This window comes from Streptomyces sp. NPDC052114, from assembly GCF_040680155.1.
In the GTDB taxonomy this organism is placed as follows: domain Bacteria; phylum Actinomycetota; class Actinomycetes; order Streptomycetales; family Streptomycetaceae; genus Streptomyces.
On sequence record NZ_JBFAWC010000002.1, the window covers coordinates 414,000 to 439,134 of the forward strand.

Sequence of the window (25,135 nt, forward strand, 5' to 3'; positions counted from 1 at the left end):
GGGCGGCGGCTCAGCCCCGGACCGGCCCGGTGCTCTCCCGTTCGATGAGCCGCGGCAACGGCACCTGGACCGTTGCCGCGGGTCCGTCGTCCAGGAGGGCGAGCAGTTCCCGGGCCGCGGTGCGGCCGAAGGAGACGGTGTCCCGGGAGAGCGCCGTCAGCCACGGGTGCACCATGCGGCACAGTGCCGAGTCCTCCCAGGCGACGACCGAGATGTCGTCGGGGACCGTGAAGCCCAGGGAGGTCGCGGCGGCGATGCCGGCCACGGCCATCACGTCGTTGTCGTAGACGAGCGCCGTCGGCGGCTCCGCGGACCGCAGGACCCGCCGGGTCGCTGCGGCGCCCTCCGTGTCCGAGTAGTCCGTCGGCACCGAACGCACCCCGGACAGGCCGCGGCTCGCCGCCTCGGCGTGCAGGGTGCGGATGCGGCGCTCGGTGTGCGCGAGACCTTCGAGGCCCGCGACGTGCACGATGCGCCGGTGTCCGAGTGCGTGCAGATGCCCCACGACCGAGGCCATCGCGCCCGCGTCGTCCGCCCACACCGTGGACAGTCCCGGGTGTTCCGCCTCGGGGTCGGGCACGCCGCCGGTCACCACGGCGGGCAGGCCCAGCTCGTCCAGGAGCGCGGGCCGGGGATCGTCCGTGCGCGGGTCGACGACCAGGACGCCGTCCACCCGGTGCTCGGCCCACCAGCGGCGGTAGACCGCGCACTCGGCCGTCACGTCCTCGACCACCTGGAACAGCAGCCCCAAGTGCCGCTCCGCCAGGACCTCCTGGATGCCCGAGATCAGCTGGAGGAAGAACGAGTCGACGCCCAGCGTCGCCGCCGGGCGCGCCACCACCAGGCCTACCGTCGCCGAGCCCTCGCCGGACAGGGCGCGCGCCGCCGTGCTGGGCCGCCAGCCCAGTTGCTCGGCGACCCTGCGCACCCGGTCGCGGGTGATGGCGGAGACGCCGGGCCGGTCGTTGAGCGCGAACGAGACGGCGCTCTCGGAGACCCCGGCGCGGCGCGCGATGTCCTTCATGGTGGGTCTGCGCGCCGGTGACCGCTTGCCTTGCACCCGATGCCCCTTTCCTGGCGCCCGTGTACTAATGCGCTTGAGCGGGCTGACTCTAAAGCGCATTAGTCGTTTGCCGCAAGACCCGCAACACACCTTTCTGAGCTGGGATGTTACTGGCGTGATCGGGCGATCACAGATATCGATCCGAGCCAATCCATTGACTTTTAATCGCCGTTGCGTGCAGGGTCTGCCTCGGCGTGGATTGCCCCGGCTCGGACGGCCGCAGTCACCGCCGCCTCACGCTGGGCCGAGCAAAGGAGCCGTTTCACCGTGCGTATCTCCCGCATCTCCCGCAGAGCGGTCGCCGCAGGCGCCGTCCTCGCCGTCCTGCTGCCGTTGAGCGCCTGTGGCGACGGCGGTGACGGCGGCTCCACGGACGCCTCCGGGAAGATCGAAGGCAAGATCACCTTCCAGACCTGGAACCTGAAGGCCAACTTCAAGGACTACTTCGAGGGCGTCGTCGACGCGTTCGAGAAGAAGTACCCCGGCACCGAGGTGAACTGGATCGACCAGCCCGGCGAGGGCTACGCCGACAAGATCAGCGCCGACGCCGCCGCGGGCACGCTCCCCGACGTCGTGAACGTCTCGCCCGACCTCGTCGCCCCGCTCGCGAAGGCGGGCCTCGCCCTCGACCTCGACAAGGCCGCGGGCAAGTACGAGAAGGAGTACCTGCCCGGGGCCTGGAAGAGCCACCGGATACCGGGCATGGACGGCACGTACGCCTTCCCCTGGTACCTGAACACCGGGCCGCTCTTCTACAACAAGCGGCTGTTCAAGGACGCCGGCCTGGACGAGAACAAGCCGCCCAAGACGTACGACGAACTCTTCGACCAGTCCATGAAGTTGGCGAAGAAGAGCGGCGGCAAGACGGCCACGCTCGCCAACGTCCCCGCCATCGAGGACTTCGGCCGCTACGGCGTGCCCCTGATGAACAAGGAGGGCACCGGCTTCACGTTCAACGACGCGAAGGGCGTCGAACTCCTCACCGAGTACAAGAAGTTGTACGACGCCAAGGCGCTCGACGGGCAGGCGCTGACCGCGACGCCCGAGTCGACGGGCAAGAAGTTCCTCACCGAGGCCGTGGCCATGAACCCCGGCAGCGCCCTGGACCTGGAGCGGTTCAAGAAGGACGCGCCCTCGCTCTACAAGAACATCGGCATCACCCCGCAGATCAGCAGCACCGGCAAGGACAACATGTACGTGATGGGCGTGATGGTGAACGCCCGCACCAAGCAGACGCCGGCCGCCGTCGCCTTCGCGCACTTCGTCACCGACGCCCAGCACCAGATGGAGTTCGCCAAGAAGGTCGCGATCTTCCCGAGCACGCAGGGCTCCCTGGACGACCCGTACTTCACCAAGCAGGACGGCAAGGAGGAGACCCGGGTGCGCGTCGCCGCAGCCAAGTCCATCAAGACCGCAGTGAACTACACGCCCGTGCTCTTCAGCGAGCAGATGAAGGTCGAGCTGCGCAACGCCGTCGCCAGGGCGCTCCAGGGCAAGGAAAGCCCCAAGGAAGCACTTGACAACGCTGTCAAGAGCTGCGACCGGCTGCTCCAGACGAGCTGAGGCCAGGGACCCGTACGACCATGAAGAGCCCCAGCGCCGCCAAGGCCGCCCCGTCCGACGTGTCCACGCCGCGCCCCGTGCCCCGCGAGTCCGCTCCCGAGGCGCGCGGCGGTCGCCGCATCCGGCGTCAACTGCCCACCAGCCCCTGGCTGTTCGCCGCGCCGGGCCTCGCGATCGTCGGCGTCTTCATCCTCTATCCGTTCGTCAGCACGCTCATCAACTCCTTCACCGACAAACGCACGCTGGTCGAGGGGAAGTTCGTCGGCTTCGACAACTTCCGTGAGCTGTGGCACGACGAGATGTTCTGGATCGGACTGCGCAACAGCGTCCTGTACGTCGTGGGGGTCGTCCCCGCGCTCGTCCTGCTGCCGCTGCTGCTCGCGCTGCTCGTCCAGAAGCACATCCCCGGCATCACCTTCTTCCGGTCCGCCTTCTACACCCCGGTGGTCGCCTCGATCGTCGTCGTCGGACTGATCTGGGTGTGGATGCTCGACGAGCGGGGCCTGGTCAACGCGGTCCTGGAGGCCGTCGGCGTCGGCAAGGTCGGCTTCCTCAGCGACGAGTGGCTGCTGCTGTTCAGCGCCATGGCCGTCACGGTCTGGAAGGGGCTCGGCTACTACATGATCATTTATCTCGCGGCGCTCGCCAACGTGCCGCGCGAGCTCCACGAGGCGGCGGCGGTCGACGGCGCGGGAGCGGTGCGCCGCTTCTTCTCCGTCACCGTGCCCGCCGTGCGCTCCACCATGGTCCTCGTCGCCGCGCTCTCCTCGGTCGCCGCCTTCAAGGTGTTCTCCGAGGTGTACCTGATGGCGGGCCCCACCGGCGGCCCGGCAGGAGAGGACACCACGCTCGTGATGCTGGTGCAGCGCGTCGGCACCGGACTGACCGGGCGGGTGGGCTACGCCTCGGCCATCTCGGTCGTCGTCTTCGTCATCACCGTCGCGCTGATGCTGCTCGTGCTGCGGGCGGACCGGAAGGAGGACGCGTGAGCGCCACCGACCACGCGGCAGAGACGAAGTCCCGGCGCCGGCCGCGCGCCACCGACGAGAACGGCCGCCGGATGCCCGTGTGGGAGATCGTCCTGCGCTACGGCCTCCTGCTCGCCGTACTGGCGCTGATGATCGGCCCGTTCCTCTGGCAGCTCTCCACGTCCCTGAAGGGCCCGCACGAGAACATCTTCAGCTCCCCGCCGAAGTTCCTGCCCTCCGACCCGACCCTCCACAACTACGAGCGCGTCGCCGACACCATCCCCGTCTGGGACTACGCGCTCAACTCCCTGAAGGTGGCCGCCGCCAACGTCGTCACCAACTGCGTCGGCGCGACCCTCGCCGGATACGCCCTGGCGCGCCTGCGCTACCGCGGCCGCAGGGCGGCCACCATCGTCTTCGTCCTTGCCATGCTGGTGCCCGTCGAGGGCATCATCATCGCCCAGTTCACGACCATGCGTGAGCTCGGCCTGAACAACACCCTCATCGGGGTGCTGCTGCCCGGGTGCATCTCCGCGCTCAACGTCCTGCTGATGCGCAACGCCTTCCTAAACGTGCCCTACGAGATCGAGGAGGCCGCGTTCGTCGACGGCGCCAACGTCTGGCAGCGGTTCGCGCGCATCGCGGTGCCCGCGGTCAAGGGCACCCTCGCGGTCGTCGCGATCTTCGCGTTCATGGGCGCCTGGGACGACTTCCTGTGGCCGCTGATCGTGCTGAGCGACCCGGACCGGTTCACGCTCACCATCGGCCTGAACTACCTGCACGGCACGTTCGCCAACGACGAGCGCCTCGTCGCCGCGGGCACGGTCATCGCCGTGCTCCCGCTGATCGCCCTCTTCGCCTGTCTCCAGCGGTACTTCTTCCGTGGCGTCGGCGAAGGCGCGATCAAGGGCTGACCCCGTTCGCCCCCCCCGGAACAGGGCCGACCCCGTTCGTCTCCTCCAGAACCAGGATCCTCATTGCCTTCCGCACCGCCTTCCCCCGCCCCGTCCGGCACGCCGCGCTTCGGCGCCAACTACACGCCCGCGCACGGGTGGTTCCACCACTGGCTCGACTTCGACCTCGACGCCGTACGCGCCGACCTCGACGCGATCGCCGCGCTCGGCCTCGACCACATCCGGGTCTTCCCGATCTGGCCGTACTTCCAGCCCAACCGCACCCTGATCCGCCCGCGCGCCGTCGACCAGCTCGTCCAGCTCGCCGACGCCGCCGCCGAGCGGGGCCTGGACGTCAACGTCGACGGCCTCCAGGGCCATCTGTCCAGCTTCGACTTCCTGCCCGCGTGGACGCAGACCTGGCACCGGCGGAACCTCTTCACCGACCCCGACGTGGTCTCGGGACAGGCCGCCTATCTGCGCACGCTCGCCGCCGCGCTCGCCGACCGGCCGAACTTCATCGGCATGACCATCGGCAACGAGATCAACCAGTTCTCGGCGGGCCCGCACCCCGACCCGGACCGCATCACCGAGGACCAGGCGGACGGCTGGCTGCGGACCGTCCTCGCCGCCTGCGAGGAGGGCGCCCCCGGCAAGCTGCACGTGCACGCCGAGTACGACGCCGCCTGGTACCAGGACGACCAGCCGTTCACCCCCGCGCAGGCGGCACGGCTCGGCGCAGTGACCGCCGTGCACTCGTGGGTGTTCAACGGCACGGCCCAGCGCCACGGGCGCACCGGCACGGCGACGCGGCAGCACGCCGCGTACCTCATCGAGCTCTCCAAGGCGTGGGCCGAGGATCCGCGCAGGCCCGTCTGGCTCCAGGAGGTCGGCGCGCCCGCGCCCCTGATCCCCGCCGAACACGCGGCGGAGTTCACCGAGGAGACGGTCGCCGCCGCGCTCGACTGCCAGGACGTGTGGGGCGTGACGTGGTGGTGCTCCCACGACGTCTCGCGGGACCTCGCGGACTTCCCCGACCTGGAGTACAGCCTCGGCCTGCTGACCAACGACGGGAAGGTCAAGCCGGCGGGGGCGGCGATCGCCCGGATCGCCGAGGAGTGGCGCGGGCGGGAGTACGCGCCGGCGGTCCGGACCACCGCGGTGGTCGTGGACGACGCGCCCTCGCGGCGGTCCGCGTGTGCCCCCGGCGGGGCGCTCTTCGAGGCGTTCGCCCGCCTCGCGGCGGACGGGGTGCGGCCGACGGCCGTCCTCGCGAGCCGGGCCGCCGACGCGGAGCATCTCGCCGCGCGGGGCATCCGAGAGGTGTTGCTGCCGCAGGACGTCGGGTAGGCGCTCCGACCGCCGCCCGCCACGGGGCTCCGCCCCCGGACCCCGCTCCTCACACGCCGGAGGGGCCGGATTGTGCCCCTCCACCGATCGACCCACCCGGGAGACCCCTCATGCATGACGACCGCACCCTGGTCGAGGCCCGACTCAAGCGCGTTCTGGACGAGCGCATCAGGCCCGCCGTGTACCCCGCCTCCGTGCCGCTCGACGTCGCGGTGTGGAACGCGCCGGGCGAGCCCGTCCCGGTGGCCGAAGGCCTCGCCGCCGAGCCCGCGCCGACCTCGGTGGGCGAGAAGTGGGGCGCGCCGTGGGGCACCAGCTGGTTCCGGGTGACCGGGACGGTGCCGAAGGAGTGGGCGGGGAAGACCGTCGAGGCGATCCTCGACCTCGGCTTCGACGAGAACATGCCCGGCTTCCAGTGCGAGGGCCTCGTCTACCGCCCCGACGGCACCCCGGTGAAGGGCCTCAACCCGCGCAACCAGTGGGTGCGGATCGCCGCGCCCGCCGAGGGCGGCGAAGAGGTGCGGCTGCACGTCGAGGCCGCCTCCAACCCCGTCATCCTCGACTACCACCCCTTCCTGCCCACGCAGCTGGGCGACAAGGAGACCGCGGGCAGCGAGCCCCAGTACACGCTGGAGCGCATGGACCTCGCCGTCTTCGACGAGACCGTCTGGCAGCTCGTCATCGACCTCGAAGTACTGGGCGAGCTGATGCAGGAGCTGCCCGCCGACTCCGGCCGGCGCTACGACATCGTGCGCGCCGTCGGCCGCGCGCTGGACGCCGTCGACCTCCAGGACGTGAACGGCTCGGCCGCCGCCGCGCGGGCGCTGCTGGAAGGCGTGCTCACCACCCCCGCCGAACCCTCCGCGCACCGCATCAGCGCCGTCGGCCACGCGCACATCGACTCCGCGTGGCTGTGGCCGCTGCGCGAGACCGTGCGCAAGGTGGCGCGCACGACCTCCAACATGACCGCGCTCCTGGAGGACGAGCCGGACTTCGTGTTCGCCATGTCGCAGGCGCAGCAGTGGGCGTGGATCAAGGAGCACCGCCCCGAGGTGTGGGCGAAGGTCAAGAAGGCCGTCGCCGACGGGCGGTTCGTGCCGACGGGCGGCATGTGGGTCGAGTCGGACACGAACATGCCGGGCTCGGAGGCGATGGCCCGTCAGTTCGTGCACGGCAAGCGGTTCTTCCTCGACGAGTTCGGCGTGGAGAACGACGAGGCGTGGCTGCCCGACACCTTCGGCTTCGCGGCCGGCCTGCCGCAGATCATCAAGGCGGCGGGCTCCAAGTGGCTGCTCACCCAGAAGATCTCGTGGTCGCAGACCAACCGCTTCCCGCACCACACCTTCAACTGGGAGGGCATCGACGGCACCCGCATCTTCACGCACTTCCCGCCCGTCGACACCTACAACTGCTCGATGAAGGGCAGCGAGATCGCCCACGCGGCGAAGAACTTCAAGGACAAGGGCGTCGCCCGGCACTCCCTGGCCCCCACAGGCTGGGGCGACGGAGGCGGCGGCACCACCCGCGAGATGATCGCCAAGGCCGCCCGCCTGCGGGACCTGGAGGGCTCGGCGACCGTCCAGTGGGAGACGCCGGAGCAGTTCTTCGAGAAGGCCGAGGCCGAGCACCCGAACCCGCCGGTGTGGGTCGGGGAGCTCTACCTGGAGCTGCACCGCGCCACGCTCACCAGCCAGGCCGGCACCAAGCAGGGCAACCGCCGCAGCGAACACCTGCTGCGCGAGGCCGAGCTGTGGGCGGCCACCGCGGCCGTCCGGTGCGCTGAATTCACTTACCCCTACGAGCAGTTGGACCGCATCTGGAAGACGGTGCTGCTCCACCAGTTCCACGACATCCTGCCCGGCTCGTCCATCGCCTGGGTGCACCGCGAGGCCCGCGCCACGTACGCGGCGCTCGCGCAGGAGCTGACCGGCATCGTCGACACGGCGCAGCGCGCGCTGGCGGGCGAGGGGAGTACCGCCCTGGTGTTCAACTCCACGCCGCACACCCGCGACGGTGTCCCGGCGGGCGCCGCCCGCCCCGCCGCGATCGACGGCCAGTCGGCGATCGCCACCCGCGCCGAGGGCGGCTACGTCCTCGACAACGGTCTGCTGCGGGTGGAGATCGACGCGCGCGGCCTGGTCGTCTCCGCGTACGACCTGGTGGCCGACCGCGAGACCGTCGCGCCGGGCCGGGCGGCGAACCTGCCGCAGATCCACGCCGACTTCCCGAACATGTGGGACGCGTGGGACGTCGACGAATTCTACCGCAACACCGTCACCGACCTCGTCGACGCCGAGAGCGTCGAGCCGGGTGAGGGCGCCTCGGTGCGCGTGGTGCGCGCCTTCGGCGACTCGCGGCTCACCCAGGTCATCTCGCTGGCGGCCGGCGCGCAGCGCCTGGACATCGACACCGAGGTCGACTGGCACGAGACGGAGAAGTTCCTCAAGCTCGCCTTCCCGCTGGACGTCCACGCGGAGCGGTACGCGTCGGAGACGCAGTTCGGGCACTTCTACCGCGCCACGCACACCAACACCAGCTGGGAGGCCGCCAAGTTCGAGGCCTGCAACCACCGCTTCGTGCACATCGAGGAGCCGGGCTGGGGCGTCGCGCTCGTCAACGACTCGACGTACGGCCATGACGTGACCCGCACGGTCCGTGCCGAGGACTCCGGCACGACCACCACGGTCCGCGTCTCCCTGCTGCGCGCCCCGCGCTTCCCCGACCCGGAGACCGACCAGGGCGTGCACCGCTTCCGGCACGCGCTGGTGCCGGGCGCGGCGATCGGCGACGCGGTGCGCGAGGGCTACCGGATCAACCTGCCGGAGCGCCGGGTGACCGGCGGCTCGGAGGTCGCGCCGCTGGTCACGGTCGACGACGACGCCGTGGTCGTCACCGCGGTCAAGCTCGCCGACGACGGCAGCGGCGACGTGGTCGTCCGCTTCCACGAGTCGCGCGGCGGCCGGGCGAAGGCCACGCTGACGGCCGGGTTCCCGGCGGGTTCGGTCGCGGTGACCGACCTGCTGGAGCGGCCGCTCGACGGGGTGGCGGCGCCGGAGCTCGCGCAGGACGCGGTGACGGTGACGCTGCGTCCGTTCGAGCTGGTGACGCTGCGCTTCACGCGCGGCTGACGGGCCGCCTGTCGTCAGGCGCCCCGGTCAGTCGCTCCCGTCGGTCCGCAGCCAAACGCGCAGCGGGCCGACGGGGGTGACCCCCTGGCGGAGCGCCGCCGTCAGGTCGTCGCCGCCCTCGTACCCGACGACCGGCAGGTCCGGCCACAGGCGGGACGTGGCCGCCAGGCAGGAGCGCCAGGCGGTGTCGAGGTCGTCGTCGGCGGCGAAGAGGTTCGAGACGCCGACGGCTCCGGCGGCGGGGTAGGCGACGGCGCCCGCGGTGACGCGGCCCGCGTCGGTTCCCGCGAGGAAGACCGCGCCGTCGTCGAGGAGCCGGGGCAGGAAGAGCGGCTCGCCGTCCTCGTCGTCACCGGCCCAGGCGGCTTCCCAGGCGGGCAGCCGGTCGGCGCCGGTGAGCGGTTCCCAGCGGGGCGCGGGCGCGGTCGGCTCCCCGGCGGGCCGGTGGATCCACTGCGCGTCGAAGAGCACCTCGAAGCCGGCCCCGGAGAGATCAAGGGTCGCGAAGCTGTCCTTGACGGAGGCGCCCGGCGACGCGACGTCGATGCGTGCCACGACGTCCTCGGGAGCGGCATCGGGCGCGAGCGTCACGGCGTCGGGATACAGCGGGGGAGTACGACGAGGGCTGCCCCACACACCTCCTTCGACCGCGCCCGGCACCCCATGGGAGCGGCAGACGGCGTCGCACCACTCGGCGTTGTTGCGTACGGCGGCGGACAGGTGCGAGGCGGTGCGCGGGTCGGTGATCACCCGGTGATGCTGCCAGAGCCGTCCGGCATCCGTCGCCCGAATTTTCCCGGTGGTCGCCGGGCCGCGCCGCTCGCCGTCCGGTGCCGCCCCCCCCTCACCCGTCCAACTGCGACCGCAGCCACTCCTCGACCTCGCCCACGTGCGCCGCCGCCGCGGCCCGCGCCGCCTCCGGGTCCCGTGCGACGAGCGCCCGGTGGATGCGGGCGTGCTCGCGGCGGGTGCGTTCGAAGGCGCCCTCCTCCTGATAGCCGCGCCACACCCGCGCGCGGAACGTCCGCGAGGACAGGCCCTCCAGGATCGCCGCCATGGTGTCGTTGCCCGCAGCCAGCGCGATCGTGCGGTGGAACGCGAGGTCGTGCGCGAGGATCTCCTCGGGGTCGTCCGTCGCGTTCATCGCCTCCAGGTGCTTCTCGACGTCGGCCAGTTGGTCCGGTGAGATCCGCGCTGCGGCCAGCGCGGTCGCCGTCGACTCCAGGACCCGCCGCACTTCGAGCAGCTCCACGAGCCGCGGCCCGCGCGAGAGGTCGGCGACGACCCCGAAGGTCTCCAGGAGGTCGCCCGCCTCCAGCTGCGTGACGTAGATGCCGGAGCCGTGCCGGGCCTCCAGGACGCCGAGCACCGTGAGCGCGCGGATCGCCTCCCGCATCGAGCTGCGTGAGATGCCCAGTCGGGCGGCGAGGTCCCGCTCGGTGGGCAGGCGCTGGCCCGGCTCCAGGCGGCCCTCGCCGATCATCGCCTTGATCTGTTCGATGGCCCGCTGCGTCACGGTGCCCTTCTGCGGGGCGGACTGGTCTGGCTGGTCCACGTAGCGCTCCTCCACTGGCCGGGTGCGCCGCAGTCTAATCAGAGATGTGGTCGGACCACTACGGCCGGAAACCGCGAAAAGTTGGCGACGAGGGGTGTCGATGGCGGCAAGTGGTCTGATAAATATTCGCGTCATCGGGTCTTCGGGCCCCCGCTCGATCCAACCGATCCCGTTCGCCCCCGCTCGGTGAGGAGCCGTCAGATGGCCGGCAGGAAAGTGCGCAACAGGCCCAGCAGGACGGGAAGTTCGCGGGCGGTGCGCGCCGCGGCCGCGGCCGCCTGTGCCTCCCTCGTGCTGGCCGCGTGCGGCAGTACGAAGGACGCCGCGTCGCCCGGGTCCGGAGGCGGCGGAGAGGGCAAGGTGGGGGTGATCCTGCCCCTGCTGACCTCGCCGTTCTGGCAGTCGTACAACGACTACGTGCCGAAGATGGCGAAGTCCGAGGACGTCGACGCGCTGAAGACCGTCAACTCCAACAGCGACCCCTCGCAGCAGATCACCGACATCAACAACCAGCTGAACCAGGGCGTGAAGGGGCTCGTCGTCGCGCCGCTCGACAGCGCCGCGATATCCGCCGGCCTCGACCAGGCCGAGCGCAAGGGCGTCCCCGTGGTCGCCGTCGACGTCGCGCCCGAAAAGGGCAAGGTCGCGATGGTCGTGCGGGCCGACAACGTCGCGTACGGCGAGAAGGCCTGCGACTACCTCGGCGGCCAGGTCGAGGCCGGCAAGGTCGTGCAGATCATGGGCGACCTCGCGTCCGTCAACGGCCGCGAGCGCTCGCAGGCCTTCCGCTCCTGCGTGAAGAAGAAGTACCCGAAGCTCAAGGTCCTGGAGATCCCCGCCAAGTGGGAGTCCGACACCGCCGCCTCCAAGCTGGACACGCTCCTGAACTCCCACCCCGACCTCAAGGGCATCTACCTGCAGGCCGGCGGTGTCTACCTCGCGCCCACCCTCCAGACCCTCAAGTCCAAGGGGATGCTGAAGAAGGCCGGGCAGAAGGGCCACATCTCCGTCGTCTCCAACGACGGCATCCCGCAGGAGTTCGACGCGATCCGCAAGGGCCAGATCGACGCGACCGTCTCGCAGCCCGCCGACGCCTACGCCAAGTACGGCATGTACTACATCAAGGCGGCGATGAACGGGAAGAAGTTCAAGCCGGGCCCCACCGACCACGACTCCACCATCGTCGAGCTGCCCAGCGGCATCCTGGAGGACCAGCTGCCCGCCCCGCTGGTCACCAAGGAGAACGTCGACGACGCCGAGCTGTGGGGCAATTCCGTCAAATGACGCCGACCCAGCCCCCCGCGGACGGCCCGGCCCCGGCCCCTCTCGTCGAGGCCTCCGGCATCGTCAAACGCTACGGACCCACCGTCGCGCTGCGCGACGGACGCCTGACCGTCCTGCCCGGCGAGTCCCACGCCCTCGTCGGCCGCAACGGCGCGGGCAAGTCCACCCTCGTCACCGTCCTCACCGGCCTCCAGGCACCGGACGCGGGCACCGTCCGCTTCGACGGCGAACCCGCCCCGCCCCTCACGGACCGCGACGCGTGGCGCCGCAAGGTGGCCTGCGTCTACCAGAAGCCCACCGTCGTACCCGAGCTGACCGTCGCCGAGAACCTCTTCATCAACCGGCAGCCCGAAGGGCGCTCCGGCTTCATCAGCTGGCGCAGGCTGCGCACCGAGGCCGCGCGGGTCCTCGACATCTGGGACGTCCGCGTCGACCCCGAGGCCCGCACCGCGGACCTCAAGGTCGAGGACCGCCAAATGGTGGAGATCGCACGGGCGTTGAGCTTCGGAGCCCGCTTCATCGTCCTCGACGAGCCGACCGCGCAGCTCGACAACCGCGAGATCGAGCGCCTCTTCACGCGCATGCGCACCCTCCAGGAGTCCGGCGTCACCTTCCTCTTCATCTCGCACCACCTCCAGGAGGTGTACGAGGTGTGCCAGACCGTCACCGTGCTGCGCGACGCCCGCTGGATCACCACCGCGCCCGTCGCCGAACTCCCGCGCGGCGCCCTGGTCGAGGCCATGGCGGGCGAGGTCATCGCCGAACAGGCCGAGGCCGAGCGCGCCGTCGCCCGCACGGAGGTCCCCGCCGACGCCCCCGTCGTGCTCGACGTCGAGGGCCTGTCCGGAGCCTCGTACGCCGACATCGACCTGACCGTGCGCGAGGGCGAGGTCGTCGGCCTCGCCGGATCCAGCGGCAGCGGCAAGATCAACCTCGCGGAGAGCTTCGCGGGGCTGCACAAACCGACCTCCGGCAGCGCCCGGCTCGACGGCCGCGCGCTGCCGTTCGGCGATGTGACCGCCGCTCTGCGGGCCGGTGTGGGCTGCGTCCCGCGCGACCGCCACGACCAGGGGCTGGTCTTCGGCATGTCCATCGGCGACAACGCGACGATGAGCGTCCTGGACCGGCTCGGCCGCCACGGTTTCCTCGGCACCGACACCAGGCGCCGCTTCGCCGGCGAGCTCATCGACCGGCTCGACATCCACGCCGAGGGCCCCGACCAGCCCGTGTCCGACCTCTCCGGCGGCAACGCCCAGAAGGTCGTCATGGCCCGCGCCCTCGCCTCGGAGCCGCGCCTGCTCGTCCTGATCAACCCCACCGCGGGCGTCGACGTGAAGTCCAAGGAGTCCCTGCTCGCCCGCGTGGACAACGCCCGCGAGGACGGCACCGCCGTGCTCGTCGTCTCCGACGAACTGGACGACCTGCGCCGCTGCGACCGCGTCCTGGTCCTCTTCCACGGGCGGATCGTGGCGGAACACGCGGCGGGTTTCCGCGACCACGACCTGATCGCGTCCATCGAGGGCGTGGGTACGGGCCCCGTCAGGGGCGCGGGGAACTGCGCGAGCAACCCCCACGGGCCCGCAGCCGAGAAGCAAGGAGACCACCATGGCTGACATCAAGGCCCCGGCGACAGCCACCACACCCACCGCCCCCGTGCGGCAGGAGCAGACCTCGGGCTCGGCGAAGTCCATGCTGCTGCGCCGCGCACGCGAACTCGCCCTCGTCCCTGCCCTGTTGCTGCTCCTGCTGCTCGGCGCCCTGCTCAACGACTCCTTCCTGACCGAGCGGAACCTCATCTCCATCCTCGGCGCGTCCGCCGCGCTCGCGATGGTCGTCCTCGCCGAGTCCCTCGTGCTCATCACCGGCAAGTTCGACCTGTCCCTGGAGTCCGTCGTCGGCATCGCGCCGGCCGTCGGCGCGCTGCTCGTGCTGCCCGCGGCACAGGCCGGGTTCGGCACGGACCTGCCCGCCGCCGTGGGCCTCCTCGCGATCCTGCTCGTCGGCGCGGCCATCGGCGCCTTCAACGGCGTCCTCGTGGTCAAGCTCAAGCTCAACGCGTTCATCGTGACGCTCGCCATGCTGATCGTGCTGCGCGGCCTGCTCGTCGGCGCGACCGAGGGCAAGACCCTCTTCGGCATGCCCGACGCCTTCTACACCCTCGCCACCTCGACGTTCCTGACCATCCCGCTGTCGGTGTGGCTCGCGGCCGTCGCCTTCGGCGTCGCGGGGTTCGTCCTCAAGTACCACCGGGTCGGGCGTGCCCTGTACGCGATCGGCGGCAACGCGGACGCGGCGCGCGCCGCCGGTATCCGCGTCGAGCGCGTCATGCTCGGCGTGTTCGTGGTCGCCGGTGCCCTCGCCGCCGTCGGCGGTCTGATGCAGACCGGGTACGTCGGCGCGATCAACGCCAACCAGGGCCAGAACATGATCTTCACGGTGTTCGCGGCCGCGGTCATCGGCGGCATCAGCCTCGACGGCGGCAAGGGCACCATGTTCGGCGCCCTCACCGGCGTCCTGCTGCTCGGCGTCGTACAGAACCTGCTCACGCTCGCCCAGGTGCCGTCCTTCTGGATCCAGGCCATCTACGGCGGAATCATCCTGGTCGCCCTGATGATCGCGCGCGTCACCACCGGCCGCGCACAGGACTGACCCGCCACCGGCCCGCCGCTTCCCCGCACCCTTCCGGAAAGGCCTCCCGTGTCCCCGACTCCCGCCCGCGTGACCGCGGTCGACACGTACGACATACGGTTCCCGACCTCGCGGGAACTGGACGGGTCCGACGCGATGAACCCGGATCCCGACTACTCCGCCGCCTACGTGGTGCTGCGCACCGACGCCGGCGACGGACTCGAGGGACACGGCTTCACCTTCACCATCGGGCGCGGCAACGACGTCCAGGTCGCCGCGATCCGGTCGCTGCGCCACCACGTCCTCGGCCGCTCCGTCGACGAGCTGTGCGCCGACCCCGGCACCGTCAACCGCGACCTGATCGGCGACAGCCAGCTGCGCTGGCTCGGCCCCGAGAAGGGCGTGATGCACATGGCGATCGGCGCGGTCGTCAACGCCGTCTGGGACCTCGCCGCCAAGCGGGCGGGCAAGCCCCTGTGGCAGTTCCTCGCCGACGCCACGCCCGAATGGCTCGTCTCCCAGGTCGACTTCCGCTACATCGCCGACGCCCTCACCCGCGAGGACGCCCTCGCCCTGCTGCGGGCCGGCCGCGAGGGCGCCGCCGGGCGCGAGGCCGCGCTCCGGGAGCGCGGCTTCCCGGGCTACACCACCTCGCCCGGCTGGCTCGGCTACAGCGACGAGAAGCTCACCCGCCTCGCCCGCCAGGCCGTCGCCGACGGCTTCACACAGATCAAGCTGAAGGTCGGCGCGGACCTCGCGGACGACGTCCGGCGCTGCCGCACCGCCCGCGAGGCCATCGGCCCGGACATCCGCATGGCGATCGACGCCAACCAGCGCTGGAACGTCGACGAGGCGGTCCGCTGGACGCGGGCGCTCGCCGAGTTCGACCCCTACTGGATCGAGGAGCCCACGAGCCCCGACGACATCCTCGGCCACGCCGCCATCCGCACGGCCGTCGCCCCGGTCAAGGTCGCCACCGGCGAGCACGTCCAGAACCGCATCGTCTTCAAGCAGCTCCTCCAGGCGGGCGCCATCGACGTGCTCCAGATCGACGCGGCCCGCGTCGGCGGCGTCAACGAGAACCTCGCGATCCTGCTGCTCGCCGCCGCGTTCGGCGTCCCCGTCTGCCCGCACGCGGGCGGCGTCGGCCTGTGCGAGCTGGTCCAGCACCTGTCGATGTTCGACTACGTCGCGCTCGCGGGCAGCACCGAGAACCGCGTCATCGAGTACGTCGACCACCTCCACGAGCACTTCACCGACCCCGTCGTGATGCGCGCGGGCCACTACAGGGCCCCGACCGCACCCGGCTTCTCGGCGACCATGCGGGCCGAGTCCGTCGCCGAGTTCACCTATCCGGGCGGCACGTTCTGGGCCGCCGACCTCGCCGGGGCCCCTTCGCCGGGCCTCGCACAGGACAAGGGAGCAGCCGCATGACCGACTTCCACGGGCGCAAGGCCCTGGTCACCGGCGGGGCCTCCGGCATCGGCCGGGCCACCGCGGAGCTCCTCGCCGCACGCGGCGCCGAGGTGGCCGTCCTCGACCTCGACCCCGGGGGCGTGGAAAAGCCCCTGCGGGGATACGCGGCCGACGTCACCGACGACGCGTCCGTGCGGGAGGCCGTCGCGTCGGCCGCCGCCGACCTCGGCGGACTCGACGTCCTGGTCAACAACGCGGGCATCGGCGCGCAGGGCACCGTCGAGGACAACGACGACGCCCAGTGGCACGCCGTCCTGGACGTCAACGTCCTCGGGATCGTCCGCACGACCCGCGCCGCCCTGCCGCACCTGCGCGCCGCCGCCGCGTCGGGCGAAGGGGGCGCGGCGATCGTGAACACCTGCTCCATCGCCGCGACCGCCGGCCTGCCGCAGCGCGCCCTGTACTCGGCGTCGAAGGGAGCGGTGCTCTCCCTCACCCTCGCCATGGCCGCCGACCACGTCCGCGAGGGCATCCGCGTCAACTGCGTCAATCCCGGCACCGTCGACACCCCGTGGGTCGGCCGCCTCCTGGACGCGGCCCCCGACCCGGCCGCCGAACGGGCCGCGCTCCAGGCCCGCCAGCCCACCGGACGGCTCGTCACCGCCGACGAGGTCGCGGGCGCCGTCGCCTACCTCGCGAGCCCGCTCTCCGGCGCCACCACCGGCACCGCCCTCGCCGTCGACGGCGGCATGCAGGGCCTGCGGCTGCGGCCGGTGGGCCGGTGAACGCCCTGGCGCGGCGCCCCCTGGGACCCGGCGGCGTCGAGGTGACCGAGCTGTCCTTCGGCGCCGCCGGCCTCGGCAACCTCTACGCGCCGATCACCGACGAGGCCGCCGCCACCGCCCTCGCCCACGCCTGGGACGCGGGCATCCGCTACTTCGACACCGCCCCGCACTACGGCCTCGGTCTCTCCGAGCGCCGCCTCGGCGAGGCGCTGCGCGGCCGGGACCGCTCCTCGTACGTCATCTCCACGAAGGTGGGGCGCCTCCTGGAGCCCGCCGACGAGATCAGCGGCGACGACCTCGCCGACGGCGGCTTCGCCGTGCCGCGGACGCACCGCAGGATCTGGGACTTCAGCGCGGACGGCATACGCCGCTCCCTGGAGTCCAGCCTCACCCGGCTCGGCACCGACCGCGTCGACGTCGTCTTCCTGCACGACCCCGACAACCACGGCGAGGAAGCCTTCCGCGAGGGCTATCCGGCCCTGGAGAAGCTGCGCTCCGAGGGCGTCGTCGGCGCGATCGGCGCGGGCATGAACCAGGCGGAGATGCTCACCCGCTTCGTCCGCGACACGGACGTCGACGCCGTGCTGTGCGCGGGCCGCTACACGCTCCTCGACCACCAGGCTCTGGCCGGGCTGCTGCCTGCCGCGAGCGAGCGGGGCGCGTCGATCGTCATCGGCGGCGTCTTCAACTCCGGGCTGCTCGCCGACCCCAGGCCGGGGGCCCGCTACGACTACGTCGAGGCCCCGCCCGCACTCCTCGCCCGCGCCCGCGCGCTGCGGACCCTGGCCGAGCGGCACGGCACGACGCTGCGCGCCGCCGCGCTGGCCTTCCCCTTCGGCCATCCGGCCGTGGCCAGCGTGCTGGTCGGGGTCCGCGCTCCCGGCCAGGTCACCGACGCGGCCGCGCAGTTCGCCGCGCGGGTGCCGGACGACTTCTGGCGCGAGGCGCGGGCGGAGGGGCTGCTGCCGCCCGAGGTGCCGGTGCCGTTCGCCGGAGAGGAGCGCCCGTGAGGATCGCCCTGCACACCAAGGTCCGCGCGGACCGGACCGCGGAGTACGACGCCGCGCACCGCGAGGTGCCCGCCGAGCTCACCTCCGCGATCCGCGCGGCGGGCGCCACCTCCTGGACGATCTGGCGCAGCGGCACCGATCTCTTCCACGTCCTGGAGTGCGAGGACTACGCCAGGATGCTCGCCGAACTGGAGCAGTTGCCGGTGAACATCGCCTGGCAGGCGCGGATGGCGGAGCTCCTCGACGTCGTCCACGACTACTCCGCCGAGGGCGCGGAGGCCGGACTGCCCGTCGTCTGGGAGCTGCCGTGACGGGGGCCGCGGGTACCGGAGCCGCCGGGGCGCGGGCCGACCGGGTCAGCCCGGTGGTCGACGCCCACCACCACGTGTGGGACCTCTCGGTGCGCGACCAGGACTGGATCACCGGCGAGGCGCTCGCGCCGATCCGCAGGGACTTCTCCCTGGCCGACCTCGCGCCCGAGGCCCGCGCGGCCGGGGTCGGCGCCACGATCCTCGTCCAGACCGTCACCGTCCCCGAGGAGACGCCGGAGTTCCTCGCCCTCGCGGCGGACAGCGACCTCGTCGCGGGCGTCGTCGGCTGGGTGGACCTCACCCGCCCGGACGTCGCCGACGCACTGGCCGGGCTCCGTGAACTCCCGGGCGGAGAGCACCTGGTGGGCATCCGGCACCAGGTGCAGGGCGAGCCGGACCCGGAGTGGCTGCTGCGCCCGGACGTCCGCAGGGGCCTGGCCGCACTCGCCGCCGCGGGTCTCGCCTACGACCTGGTGGTCCTGCCCCACCAGCTGCCCGCCTGCGCGAAGGCGGCGGCGGAACTGCCCGGACTCACCTTCGTGCTCGACCACGTGGGCAAGCCGCCGATCGCGACCGGTGCCCTGGAACCCTGGGCGTCGGCGGTCCGTGCGCTCGCCGCCCGCCCCAACACCGTCTGCAAGCTGTCCGGCATGGTCACCGAGGCCGATCACCGGACGTGGACGGTGGACGACCTGCGGCCGTACGCGGACACCGTCCTCGCGGCCTTCGGCCCCGGGCGGCTGATGTACGGCTCCGACTGGCCCGTCAGCACGCTCGCCGCGACCTACGGCGAAGTCCTGGACGTGGCACGGCTGTTGACGCGGGAACTGGACACGGCGGAGCGGGGTGAGGTGTTCGGCGGCACGGCCCGCCGCGTCTACCGCTGCTGAGCGGGCGGGGCGAGCCGGGTCGGCGCCAGGAACTCCCGTACGCAGGTGCGCTCCCAGCAGGCTCCCGTCGCGCGCAGCTCGCGCCAGGTGGTGTACCGGTAGCGGTACAGCCTGGCGCGGACGTACACGGGCGGGGACCCGGGCGGGAACGGCGAGCTCCGCAGCAGGCGCAGCGTGTCGCGGTCCCCGTCGAGGAGGCGCTCCACGAAGGGCCCGAACCACGGTCTGGCGTAGGCGGGGGAGAGCGCGGCGAACCACATCATCCAGTCGAGCCGCAGATGACAGGGCGCGAACTGGCGCGGCCACCGCCGTACGTCGCCGGGCTTGCCCTTGAACGCGTAGGCCCGCCAGTCGGAGTCCTCGCGCGCCACCGGATCCGCCGTGCCCTCGACGACGATCTCCTGGCGGACCCGGCCGACGCTGCCGAACGCCCCGTACGCGTTGACCAGGTGGAGTGGGTCGTAGGCGCGGTTCATGACCTGGCGCCGGGACAGCAGGTTGCGCACCGGGCGGTAGCCGAGCGCCAGCAGCAGCGCGGCGACCGCGACGACCACCACCTCGTACCAGAGAGGTGCCGCCGGGTGGCCGGGCTCCGCCTGCCGGGTGGCGAGGTCCAGGGCGGAGAGGTCCAGGGCGGAGACCGCGAGGGCGACGGTGAGCCAGTTCAGCCAGGCGAAGTTGCCCGAGAGCACCAGCCACAGCTGCGTCACGATCATCAGGCAGGCGGCGCCGGTCGCGACCGGCTGCGGGGTGAACAGCAGGAAGGGCACGGCGAGTTGGGTGACGTGGTTGGCGCCCGCCTCCACCCGGTGCAGGGGCCTGGGCAGATGGTGGAAGAACCAGCTCAGCGGGCCCGGCATCGGCTGGGTCTCATGGTGGAAGTACAGGCAGGTGAGGCGGCGCCAGCAGGTGTCCCCGCGCATCTTGATCAGCCCCGCGCCGAACTCCACGCGGAAGAGGACCCAGCGCAGCAGGAACAGCACGAGCACGGGCGGCGCCACCCGGTCGTTTCCCAGGAAGACCGCGAGGAAGCCCACCTCCAGGAGCAGCGACTCCCAGCCGAAGCCGTACCACGCCTGCCCCACGTTCACGATGGAGAGGTAGAGAGCCCAGGGCAGCAGCCAGAGCAGCATGGCGCCCCACAGCGGCAGCAGACCGTCCGCGCCGGCGAGCAGCGCCACCGCGACCGCGCACCCCGTCCAGGCGCAGAGCGCGAAGAAGCGGTCGGAGTAGTGGAGTTGGAACAGGCTCGGCGCCCGCCGGAACGGCACCCGTGCCACGTACCGGGGCACGGGCAGCATCCCGCGCTCCCCGATGAGCGCACGGAACTGGCGGGCGGCTCCCAGGAACGCCACGAGGTAGACGGCGGCCAGCACCCGCTGGAAGACCAGCCGGCTCAGCCCGTACGCGTCCGCCGTGAACCACTGCACGCTTCCATTGTGACGCTGGGTGACACCTGTCGGCTTGCGCGCCCGTCCGCGCGCCCGCAGACAATGAGCGGAACGCCCCGGACGAAGGGGGCAAAAAGCACGGCGACGGCGGGAGAACCGGTGCGCGCACCCACCAGGACCCATGTGACGGCCCTCGCGATATCGGCGGCCCTCGGGCTCGCGGGCTGCTCCGGCGGCGGCGACAAGGACACCGCCGACGGCGGCCGCGAGCTGTTCCTGCAGCCGGTCGCCGCACAGGGCCCCGATCCGTTCACCGCATCGACGGCGAAGACCGCCGCGACCCCGCCGCCCGTCACCCGTTCGCCGCAGCCGTCGCCCACCGGGTCCGCGACCCCACAGGGCACCCGCTCGATCGAGGGCGGCACCCCCGGCCTGTACGGCGGCACGCACTCCGTCGGCAGTTGCGACGTCGACCGGCAGGTGCGCTTCCTCACCGCCGACCAGGCCAAGGCCCGCGCCTTCGCCCAGGCGTCCGGCATCGACCGGGCCGACGTACCGGGCTTCCTGCGGGGACTGACCCCCGTCGTGCTGCGGGCCGACACACGTGTGACCAACCACGGCTTCCGCGGCGGCTCCGCGACCAGCTTCCAGTCCGTCCTCCAGACGGGCACGGCCGTCCTGGTCGACGACCGGGGGCTGCCGCGGGTCCGCTGCGCGTGCGGCAACCCGCTGAAGCCGCCGGTCGCCTTCCAGGGCGCGCCCCGCCACAACGGACAGCAGTGGAGCGGCTATCAGCCCACGCGGGTGGTCGTGGTGACGCCGGCGCCGCGGCCGATCATCAACATCACCATCGTGAACATCGTGGACAACACCTGGATCGAGCGGAAGATCGGCGACGAGGACGCCGACCAGGACCGCGCGACCAAGCCGCCGGTGCCGCCGACGCCGCCCGCGCCCACCACGCCGGCCAAGCCCCCGACGTCCCCGTCGGCCAAGGACCCGGACTCGCCGGACCCGTCGGATCCCGACGCGTCGGATCCGGGGGAGCGCGATCCGGACGAAGGGGACCCGAGCGAGCAGAGCCCCGACCAGGGCGACACCCCGGGCCGGCCCACCGGTCCCGACCAGGACCCGGACGGCTCGTCCACGGACTGCCCCTCGCCGTCGCCGTGGACCGGCGACCCCGCGCAGCCGCCGTCGCCCCTGCCGCCCGGCTGCCCCTCGCCCGTGACGCCTTCGGTGCCGGACGGCCCGTCGACGGACGTGGTGCCGCCTCCGGAGGGTGACACCGACGGGCCCTCGCAGGACGACGGCCTCGTGCCCGACGATCCGTATCTGTCCGAGAACCCCCTTACCGACAGCGATCCCGGCACCTTCGCGAGCTGACGCGGCGCTGAGGAGCCCTTCCCGAAGGGCTCAGGAAAGGCGGGGAACCGACGTCCGCGAACCAGTCAGGCGACGGCCGGGCGTGCCATGCGGAACGGGCCAAACGTTCCCGAACCCATTCGTCGCTGCCGTCCCATTCGCCACTCCTGTGTATTCACTTGAGTCGCGACTTCGCACGGGAATGCCGTTGAGTTCACTCATCAGGCAAATCCGCAAGAGTTTGCGATGAATATGGAGCGGGCCAGTCCGATTTTGCGGGGTGTGGCGCATTCGCGACGGTAATAAGGCGGCATTGAGTCAAATAGTGCTGGCAGTTGATTTTCAAATATGGCAGAGTCGACGCACGGGTGGCCGGTCAAGTCGAACGAATTGATCCAGCTCGACCGCGGGCCGCTCAACGATCAGCCGTCAGGCGCGGGGGAGAAGTCGGCTCATGAACTTGGTGGAACGTGGTGAAGAATTCTCGATCATGGAAAACATGCTCGACGCGTGTGCGGGCGGGCATGGCGGAGTCGTTCTGGTAAGCGGTCCTGTCGCCAGCGGCAAGACCGCGCTGCTGCGCGCCTTCGGCGCGCGGGCGACCGCGGCGGGCGCCCTGTATCTCCAGGCCACGGCGTCGGACGCGGAGAGTGATCTGCCCCTTGGGGTCATGGGGCAGCTGCTGCTCGGCGCCGGGCTGCCGGGCGCGGACGCACGGCGCGCGGAGCGGCTCGTGGAGGTCATCGCGGGCACGGCGCAGTCGCGCAGGGCGGCGGGAGAAGTTCCCGCCGTGGCGATGGACGAGATTCCCGAGCTCTGCGGGATTGTCCTCGAAATGTCCAGGGAAAGGCCCGTGGTGCTCGCCATCGACGATGTGCACCATGCCGACGGGCACTCCCTGGAATGCCTGCTCTACCTGGCGCGCCGACTTGACGTCAGTCGCATTCTGGTCGTGCTGGGGGAAAACAGTGGCTTCCTGGCCGGTAATACGCGACTGCGCGTCGATTTGCTGCGCCTGCCCGGCTGCCGAAATATCAGGCTCGGTCCGCTGCGGCGGCAGGGCGTCGCGGAAATGATCTCCGTATACGGTGAGCAGGAGGAGTCGGGGTGGGGGACGCGCAAGCTCGTCTCGGAGCTCCATGAGATGGGCGGCGGCAGCCCGCTCCTGACCCGGGCGCTGATCGAGGACCACCGCGCCCGCGCCGGCCGCGCGCGGCGCGACGACCATCACGCCCCGGCCACCGGAATCGCCTCTTCCACCACGCTGGTGCCGGGCGAGGCCTTCGTGCAGGCCGTGGCGACCTGCCTCTACCGCAGCGACCTCGCCACCCGGCGCACCGCCTGGGCACTGGCGGTCGCGGGCACCGACGTGTCGCTCGCCGAGCTCATGGAGATCCTCGGCGCCGGCCGCGAATCCCTCCACCGCAGCCTGCGCGCCCTGAACGAGGCGGGTCTGCTCGACGGCGGCTGGTTCCGCCACGAGGCCGGGCGCGCCGCGGTCCTCAGAAGCCTGGAGCCGGCCGACCGCGCCCGCGTCGAGGCCCGCTGCGCCCAGGTCCTGCACGAGCACGGCGCGGCCGCGACCGCCGTCGTGCAGCACCTGATCGCCGCGGGGACGGTCGACGCGCCCTGGGCGCTGTGCACGCTCATCGACGCGGCCGAGCGCGCCCTCGCCGACGACGAGATCGACCTGGCCCTCACCTGCCTGCGGGTCGCCCGCGACACCTGCACCGACGCCCGCCAGGCCCTGGAGATCAAGGCCGCGCTCACCCGCGCGGGCTGGCGCGTGAACCCGTCCAGCGTCGCCCAGCACCTGCCCGAGCTCACGGCCGCCGCGCTCGACGGCAGACTCGGCACCCGGCACGCCGACGAACTCGTCGGACACCTCCTGTGGTTCGGCCAGGTGGAGCGCGCCCTCGACGTGCTCGACGCCTCCGAACGGCACGGCTCCGAGCCCTGGGCGCAGCCCGGACCAGGAACGCCCGCCCGGCACGACTGCCCGCGCCGCTGGATGGCGTACGCCTTCCCCGGCCTGCCCGCCTCGGCCCGCACCTGCCTCGGCGCGAGCCCGGAGCACACCACGCCCGAGCAGGCGCTCCCGCGGCACGCGGAGTCCCTGGCGCGCGGCCCCCACCAGCGGGCCCTGACGCTGATCAAGGCGCTCCTGGACGGGTCGGGCGACGACGTCGTGGTCAGGGCCGAGCAGATCCTCCAGAGCACCCGCCTGGACGACGGCACGCTGGCCGCGCTCCTGCTCGCGGTCAACTCCCTCGTCCTCGCCGACCGGTTGGAGAGCGCGGCATTCTGGTGCGGGACCCTCCTGGCGGAGGCCGCCGAGCGCCGCGCGCCCATGTGGCAGGCGCTGCTCGCCTCCGCCAAGGCCCGCATCGAGCTGCGCGCGGGCGGACTCCTGGCCGCCCAGGAGTCCGCGCGCACGGCGCTCGCGCTGGTGCCCGCCGACGGCTGGGGGGTGTCCGTCGCCGCGCCCCTCGCGACCGCCGTGTTCGCCAAGACCGCCATGGGCCGGCTCGACGAGGCGGCCGCCCAGCTCGGCGTCCCCGTACCGGACCCGGCCTTCCAGACCCCCGACGGGCTGCTCTATCTGCGGGCCCGCGGCCACTACTACCTGGCCGCGGGCCGTCCCTATGCCGCGCTCGACGACTTCCTCACCTGCGGGGACCTCATGACCCGCTGGGAGCTGGACCTGCCCGCGCTGGTGCCCTGGCGCACCGACGCGGCCGAGGCCCATCTGTCGCTGGGCGACGACGACCGTGCCCGCGCGCTGGCCGAGGAGCAGCTGGCCAGGTTCGGCCGGGAGAGCGGCTGGGTGCGCGCCGTCTCGCTGCGGGTGCTCGCGGGGGCGCTCCGGGCGGCGCACCGCCCGCCGCTCCTCGGCGAGGCCGTCGAGATCCTGCGGGACCGTGGTCATCGGCTCGAACTGGTCCGCGCGACCGACGAGTTGGCCCGCGCCCAGCGCGAGCTCGGGAAGGTCGGTCAGGCGCGGGCCCTGGCCCGCAAGGCGCAACAGCTGGCGGAGGAGTGCGGTGTGCCCGTGCCCCGGGTGGCGCACCCGGCCGACACCGGCAGCCCGCACCCCGCGGAACAGCCGTGGTCGTCCGGGAACCGCCGACATCCCGACGAACTCAGCAACGCCGAACTGCGTGTGGCCACGCTCGCCGTCCGTGGCCACACCAACCGTCAGATCGCCGACAAGCTCTGCATCACGATCAGCACCGTCGAGCAGCATCTGACCCGCGCCTACCGCAAACTCGACGTCCAGCGCCGCGCGGACCTCGCGGCCAAGCTCAGCCCCCTCGCCGGGCCGGGCGGCCGCGAGGGGCCCGCGACGCACGACGCCGGCGACCGGATGCACGTGTGCTAGGCGGTGGAGGAGCACCGCCCCGGCGAGACCGAGGATCAGGAGGACGCCGGTCATGTGTCCGTCTCCCCGTTGGTGACCACGGCCGGCTCTCCTTGTCGTCGCGATGGGTCCTGCGCGGCAGTCGCGGTGGCGATTCCGTTTCTACGCGGCCTC

Annotated in this window: 19 protein-coding genes; 15 read left to right on the plus strand and 4 right to left on the minus strand. The window is 72.2% G+C overall.

Going from position 1 to position 25,135, the window contains the following annotated elements; all coding sequences use genetic code 11:
• Positions 1-10 precede the first annotated feature (10 nt).
• Entirely contained in the window at positions 11-1,024 is a 1,014-nt protein-coding gene (locus AB0L89_RS05760; RefSeq protein ID WP_365134846.1) for a LacI family DNA-binding transcriptional regulator, read from the minus strand.
• A gap of 306 nt (positions 1,025-1,330) precedes the next feature.
• Here AB0L89_RS05760 and AB0L89_RS05765 point away from each other — a divergent pair, with 306 nt between their 5' ends.
• The 5 genes from AB0L89_RS05765 (at position 1,331) to AB0L89_RS05785 (ending at position 8,965) form a co-directional block, all read left to right on the plus strand.
• Positions 1,331-2,626, plus strand: coding sequence for a sugar ABC transporter substrate-binding protein (locus AB0L89_RS05765; protein ID WP_365134849.1), 1,296 nt, complete (start codon positions 1,331-1,333; stop codon positions 2,624-2,626).
• Positions 2,627-2,646: 20 nt separating this feature from the next.
• Positions 2,647-3,615, plus strand: coding sequence for a sugar ABC transporter permease (locus AB0L89_RS05770; protein ID WP_365134852.1), 969 nt, complete (start codon positions 2,647-2,649; stop codon positions 3,613-3,615).
• Between the two features lie 71 nt (positions 3,616-3,686).
• The gene (locus tag AB0L89_RS05775) at positions 3,687-4,508 is read left to right on the plus strand and encodes a carbohydrate ABC transporter permease (protein ID WP_365135589.1); all 822 of its coding nucleotides are present in this window, start codon (positions 3,687-3,689) and stop codon (positions 4,506-4,508) included.
• A 63-nt stretch (positions 4,509-4,571) separates the two neighbouring features.
• Positions 4,572-5,837, plus strand: coding sequence for a glycosyl hydrolase (locus tag AB0L89_RS05780; protein ID WP_365134855.1), 1,266 nt, complete (start codon positions 4,572-4,574; stop codon positions 5,835-5,837).
• Between the two features lie 110 nt (positions 5,838-5,947).
• Positions 5,948-8,965 carry a glycoside hydrolase family 38 C-terminal domain-containing protein gene (locus tag AB0L89_RS05785; protein WP_365134858.1) on the plus strand — a complete coding sequence of 1,006 codons (3,018 nt, stop codon included), beginning with the start codon at positions 5,948-5,950 and terminating at the stop codon, positions 8,963-8,965.
• Between the two features lie 27 nt (positions 8,966-8,992).
• Here the strand turns inward: AB0L89_RS05785 and AB0L89_RS05790 are convergent, their stop codons facing one another.
• Both AB0L89_RS05790 and AB0L89_RS05795 read right to left on the minus strand, forming a co-directional pair.
• The gene (locus AB0L89_RS05790; protein ID WP_365134860.1) at positions 8,993-9,715 is read right to left on the minus strand and encodes a hypothetical protein; all 723 of its coding nucleotides are present in this window, start codon (positions 9,713-9,715) and stop codon (positions 8,993-8,995) included.
• A gap of 94 nt (positions 9,716-9,809) precedes the next feature.
• Positions 9,810-10,520 carry a FadR/GntR family transcriptional regulator gene (locus AB0L89_RS05795; protein ID WP_365134863.1) on the minus strand — a complete coding sequence of 237 codons (711 nt, stop codon included), beginning with the start codon at positions 10,518-10,520 and terminating at the stop codon, positions 9,810-9,812.
• A gap of 201 nt (positions 10,521-10,721) precedes the next feature.
• Between AB0L89_RS05795 and AB0L89_RS05800 the strand changes: the two genes are divergently transcribed.
• The 8 genes from AB0L89_RS05800 to AB0L89_RS05835 are packed head-to-tail and all read left to right on the plus strand — an operon-like array spanning position 10,722 to position 18,844.
• Entirely contained in the window at positions 10,722-11,804 is a 1,083-nt protein-coding gene (locus AB0L89_RS05800; RefSeq protein ID WP_365134866.1) for a sugar ABC transporter substrate-binding protein, read from the plus strand.
• Positions 11,801-13,417 carry a sugar ABC transporter ATP-binding protein gene (locus AB0L89_RS05805; protein WP_365134869.1) on the plus strand — a complete coding sequence of 539 codons (1,617 nt, stop codon included), beginning with the start codon at positions 11,801-11,803 and terminating at the stop codon, positions 13,415-13,417. The genes AB0L89_RS05800 and AB0L89_RS05805 overlap by 4 nt, the downstream gene beginning before the upstream one ends.
• Complete coding sequence (locus AB0L89_RS05810) at positions 13,410-14,453, plus strand: ABC transporter permease (protein ID WP_365134872.1); 1,044 nt, start codon at positions 13,410-13,412, stop codon at positions 14,451-14,453. Before AB0L89_RS05805 ends, AB0L89_RS05810 begins: the two co-directional genes overlap by 8 nt.
• Before the next feature lie 48 nt (positions 14,454-14,501).
• Positions 14,502-15,866 (plus strand): L-fuconate dehydratase, encoded by a 1,365-nt coding sequence (locus AB0L89_RS05815; protein WP_365134875.1) that lies wholly within the window; start codon positions 14,502-14,504, stop codon positions 15,864-15,866.
• Complete coding sequence (locus AB0L89_RS05820; protein WP_365134878.1) at positions 15,863-16,633, plus strand: SDR family oxidoreductase; 771 nt, start codon at positions 15,863-15,865, stop codon at positions 16,631-16,633. Before AB0L89_RS05815 ends, AB0L89_RS05820 begins: the two co-directional genes overlap by 4 nt.
• Positions 16,630-17,643, plus strand: a complete 1,014-nt coding sequence (locus tag AB0L89_RS05825; RefSeq protein WP_365134880.1) for an aldo/keto reductase — start codon at positions 16,630-16,632, stop codon at positions 17,641-17,643. Before AB0L89_RS05820 ends, AB0L89_RS05825 begins: the two co-directional genes overlap by 4 nt.
• Entirely contained in the window at positions 17,640-17,954 is a 315-nt protein-coding gene (locus tag AB0L89_RS05830; RefSeq protein ID WP_365134882.1) for an L-rhamnose mutarotase, read from the plus strand. Before AB0L89_RS05825 ends, AB0L89_RS05830 begins: the two co-directional genes overlap by 4 nt.
• Positions 17,951-18,844, plus strand: a complete 894-nt coding sequence (locus AB0L89_RS05835; RefSeq protein ID WP_365134885.1) for an amidohydrolase family protein — start codon at positions 17,951-17,953, stop codon at positions 18,842-18,844. The genes AB0L89_RS05830 and AB0L89_RS05835 overlap by 4 nt, the downstream gene beginning before the upstream one ends.
• Here the strand turns inward: AB0L89_RS05835 and AB0L89_RS05840 are convergent.
• Positions 18,832-20,274 carry a lipase maturation factor family protein gene (locus AB0L89_RS05840; RefSeq protein WP_365134888.1) on the minus strand — a complete coding sequence of 481 codons (1,443 nt, stop codon included), beginning with the start codon at positions 20,272-20,274 and terminating at the stop codon, positions 18,832-18,834. The two genes, AB0L89_RS05835 and AB0L89_RS05840, sit on opposite strands and share 13 nt — an antisense overlap.
• 120 nt (positions 20,275-20,394) lie before the next feature.
• Here AB0L89_RS05840 and AB0L89_RS05845 point away from each other — a divergent pair, with 120 nt between their 5' ends.
• Together AB0L89_RS05845 and AB0L89_RS05850 are read left to right on the plus strand one after the other, a co-directional pair.
• Positions 20,395-21,621 carry a DUF6777 domain-containing protein gene (locus AB0L89_RS05845; RefSeq protein WP_365134891.1) on the plus strand — a complete coding sequence of 409 codons (1,227 nt, stop codon included), beginning with the start codon at positions 20,395-20,397 and terminating at the stop codon, positions 21,619-21,621.
• A gap of 433 nt (positions 21,622-22,054) precedes the next feature.
• Positions 22,055-24,982: an AAA family ATPase gene (locus AB0L89_RS05850; protein WP_365134894.1), complete on the plus strand. Its 2,928-nt coding sequence runs from the start codon at positions 22,055-22,057 to the stop codon at positions 24,980-24,982.
• Positions 24,983-25,135: the final 153 nt, after the last annotated feature.

Bases quoted from the DNA above. Each gene is read 5' to 3' on its own strand.
- AB0L89_RS05775 (WP_365135589.1), top strand. From the start codon at position 3,687: ATGCCCGTGTGGGAGATCGTCCTGCGCTACGGCCTCCTGCTCGCCGTA.
- AB0L89_RS05805 (WP_365134869.1), top strand. From the start codon at position 11,801: ATGACGCCGACCCAGCCCCCCGCGGACGGCCCGGCCCCGGCCCCTCTC.
- AB0L89_RS05800 (WP_365134866.1), top strand. From the start codon at position 10,722: ATGGCCGGCAGGAAAGTGCGCAACAGGCCCAGCAGGACGGGAAGTTCG.
- AB0L89_RS05810 (WP_365134872.1), top strand. From the start codon at position 13,410: ATGGCTGACATCAAGGCCCCGGCGACAGCCACCACACCCACCGCCCCC.
- AB0L89_RS05760 (WP_365134846.1), bottom strand. From the start codon at position 1,024: ATGAAGGACATCGCGCGCCGCGCCGGGGTCTCCGAGAGCGCCGTCTCG.
- AB0L89_RS05850 (WP_365134894.1), top strand. From the start codon at position 22,055: ATGAACTTGGTGGAACGTGGTGAAGAATTCTCGATCATGGAAAACATG.
- AB0L89_RS05770 (WP_365134852.1), top strand. From the start codon at position 2,647: ATGAAGAGCCCCAGCGCCGCCAAGGCCGCCCCGTCCGACGTGTCCACG.
- AB0L89_RS05820 (WP_365134878.1), top strand. From the start codon at position 15,863: ATGACCGACTTCCACGGGCGCAAGGCCCTGGTCACCGGCGGGGCCTCC.
- AB0L89_RS05785 (WP_365134858.1), top strand. From the start codon at position 5,948: ATGCATGACGACCGCACCCTGGTCGAGGCCCGACTCAAGCGCGTTCTG.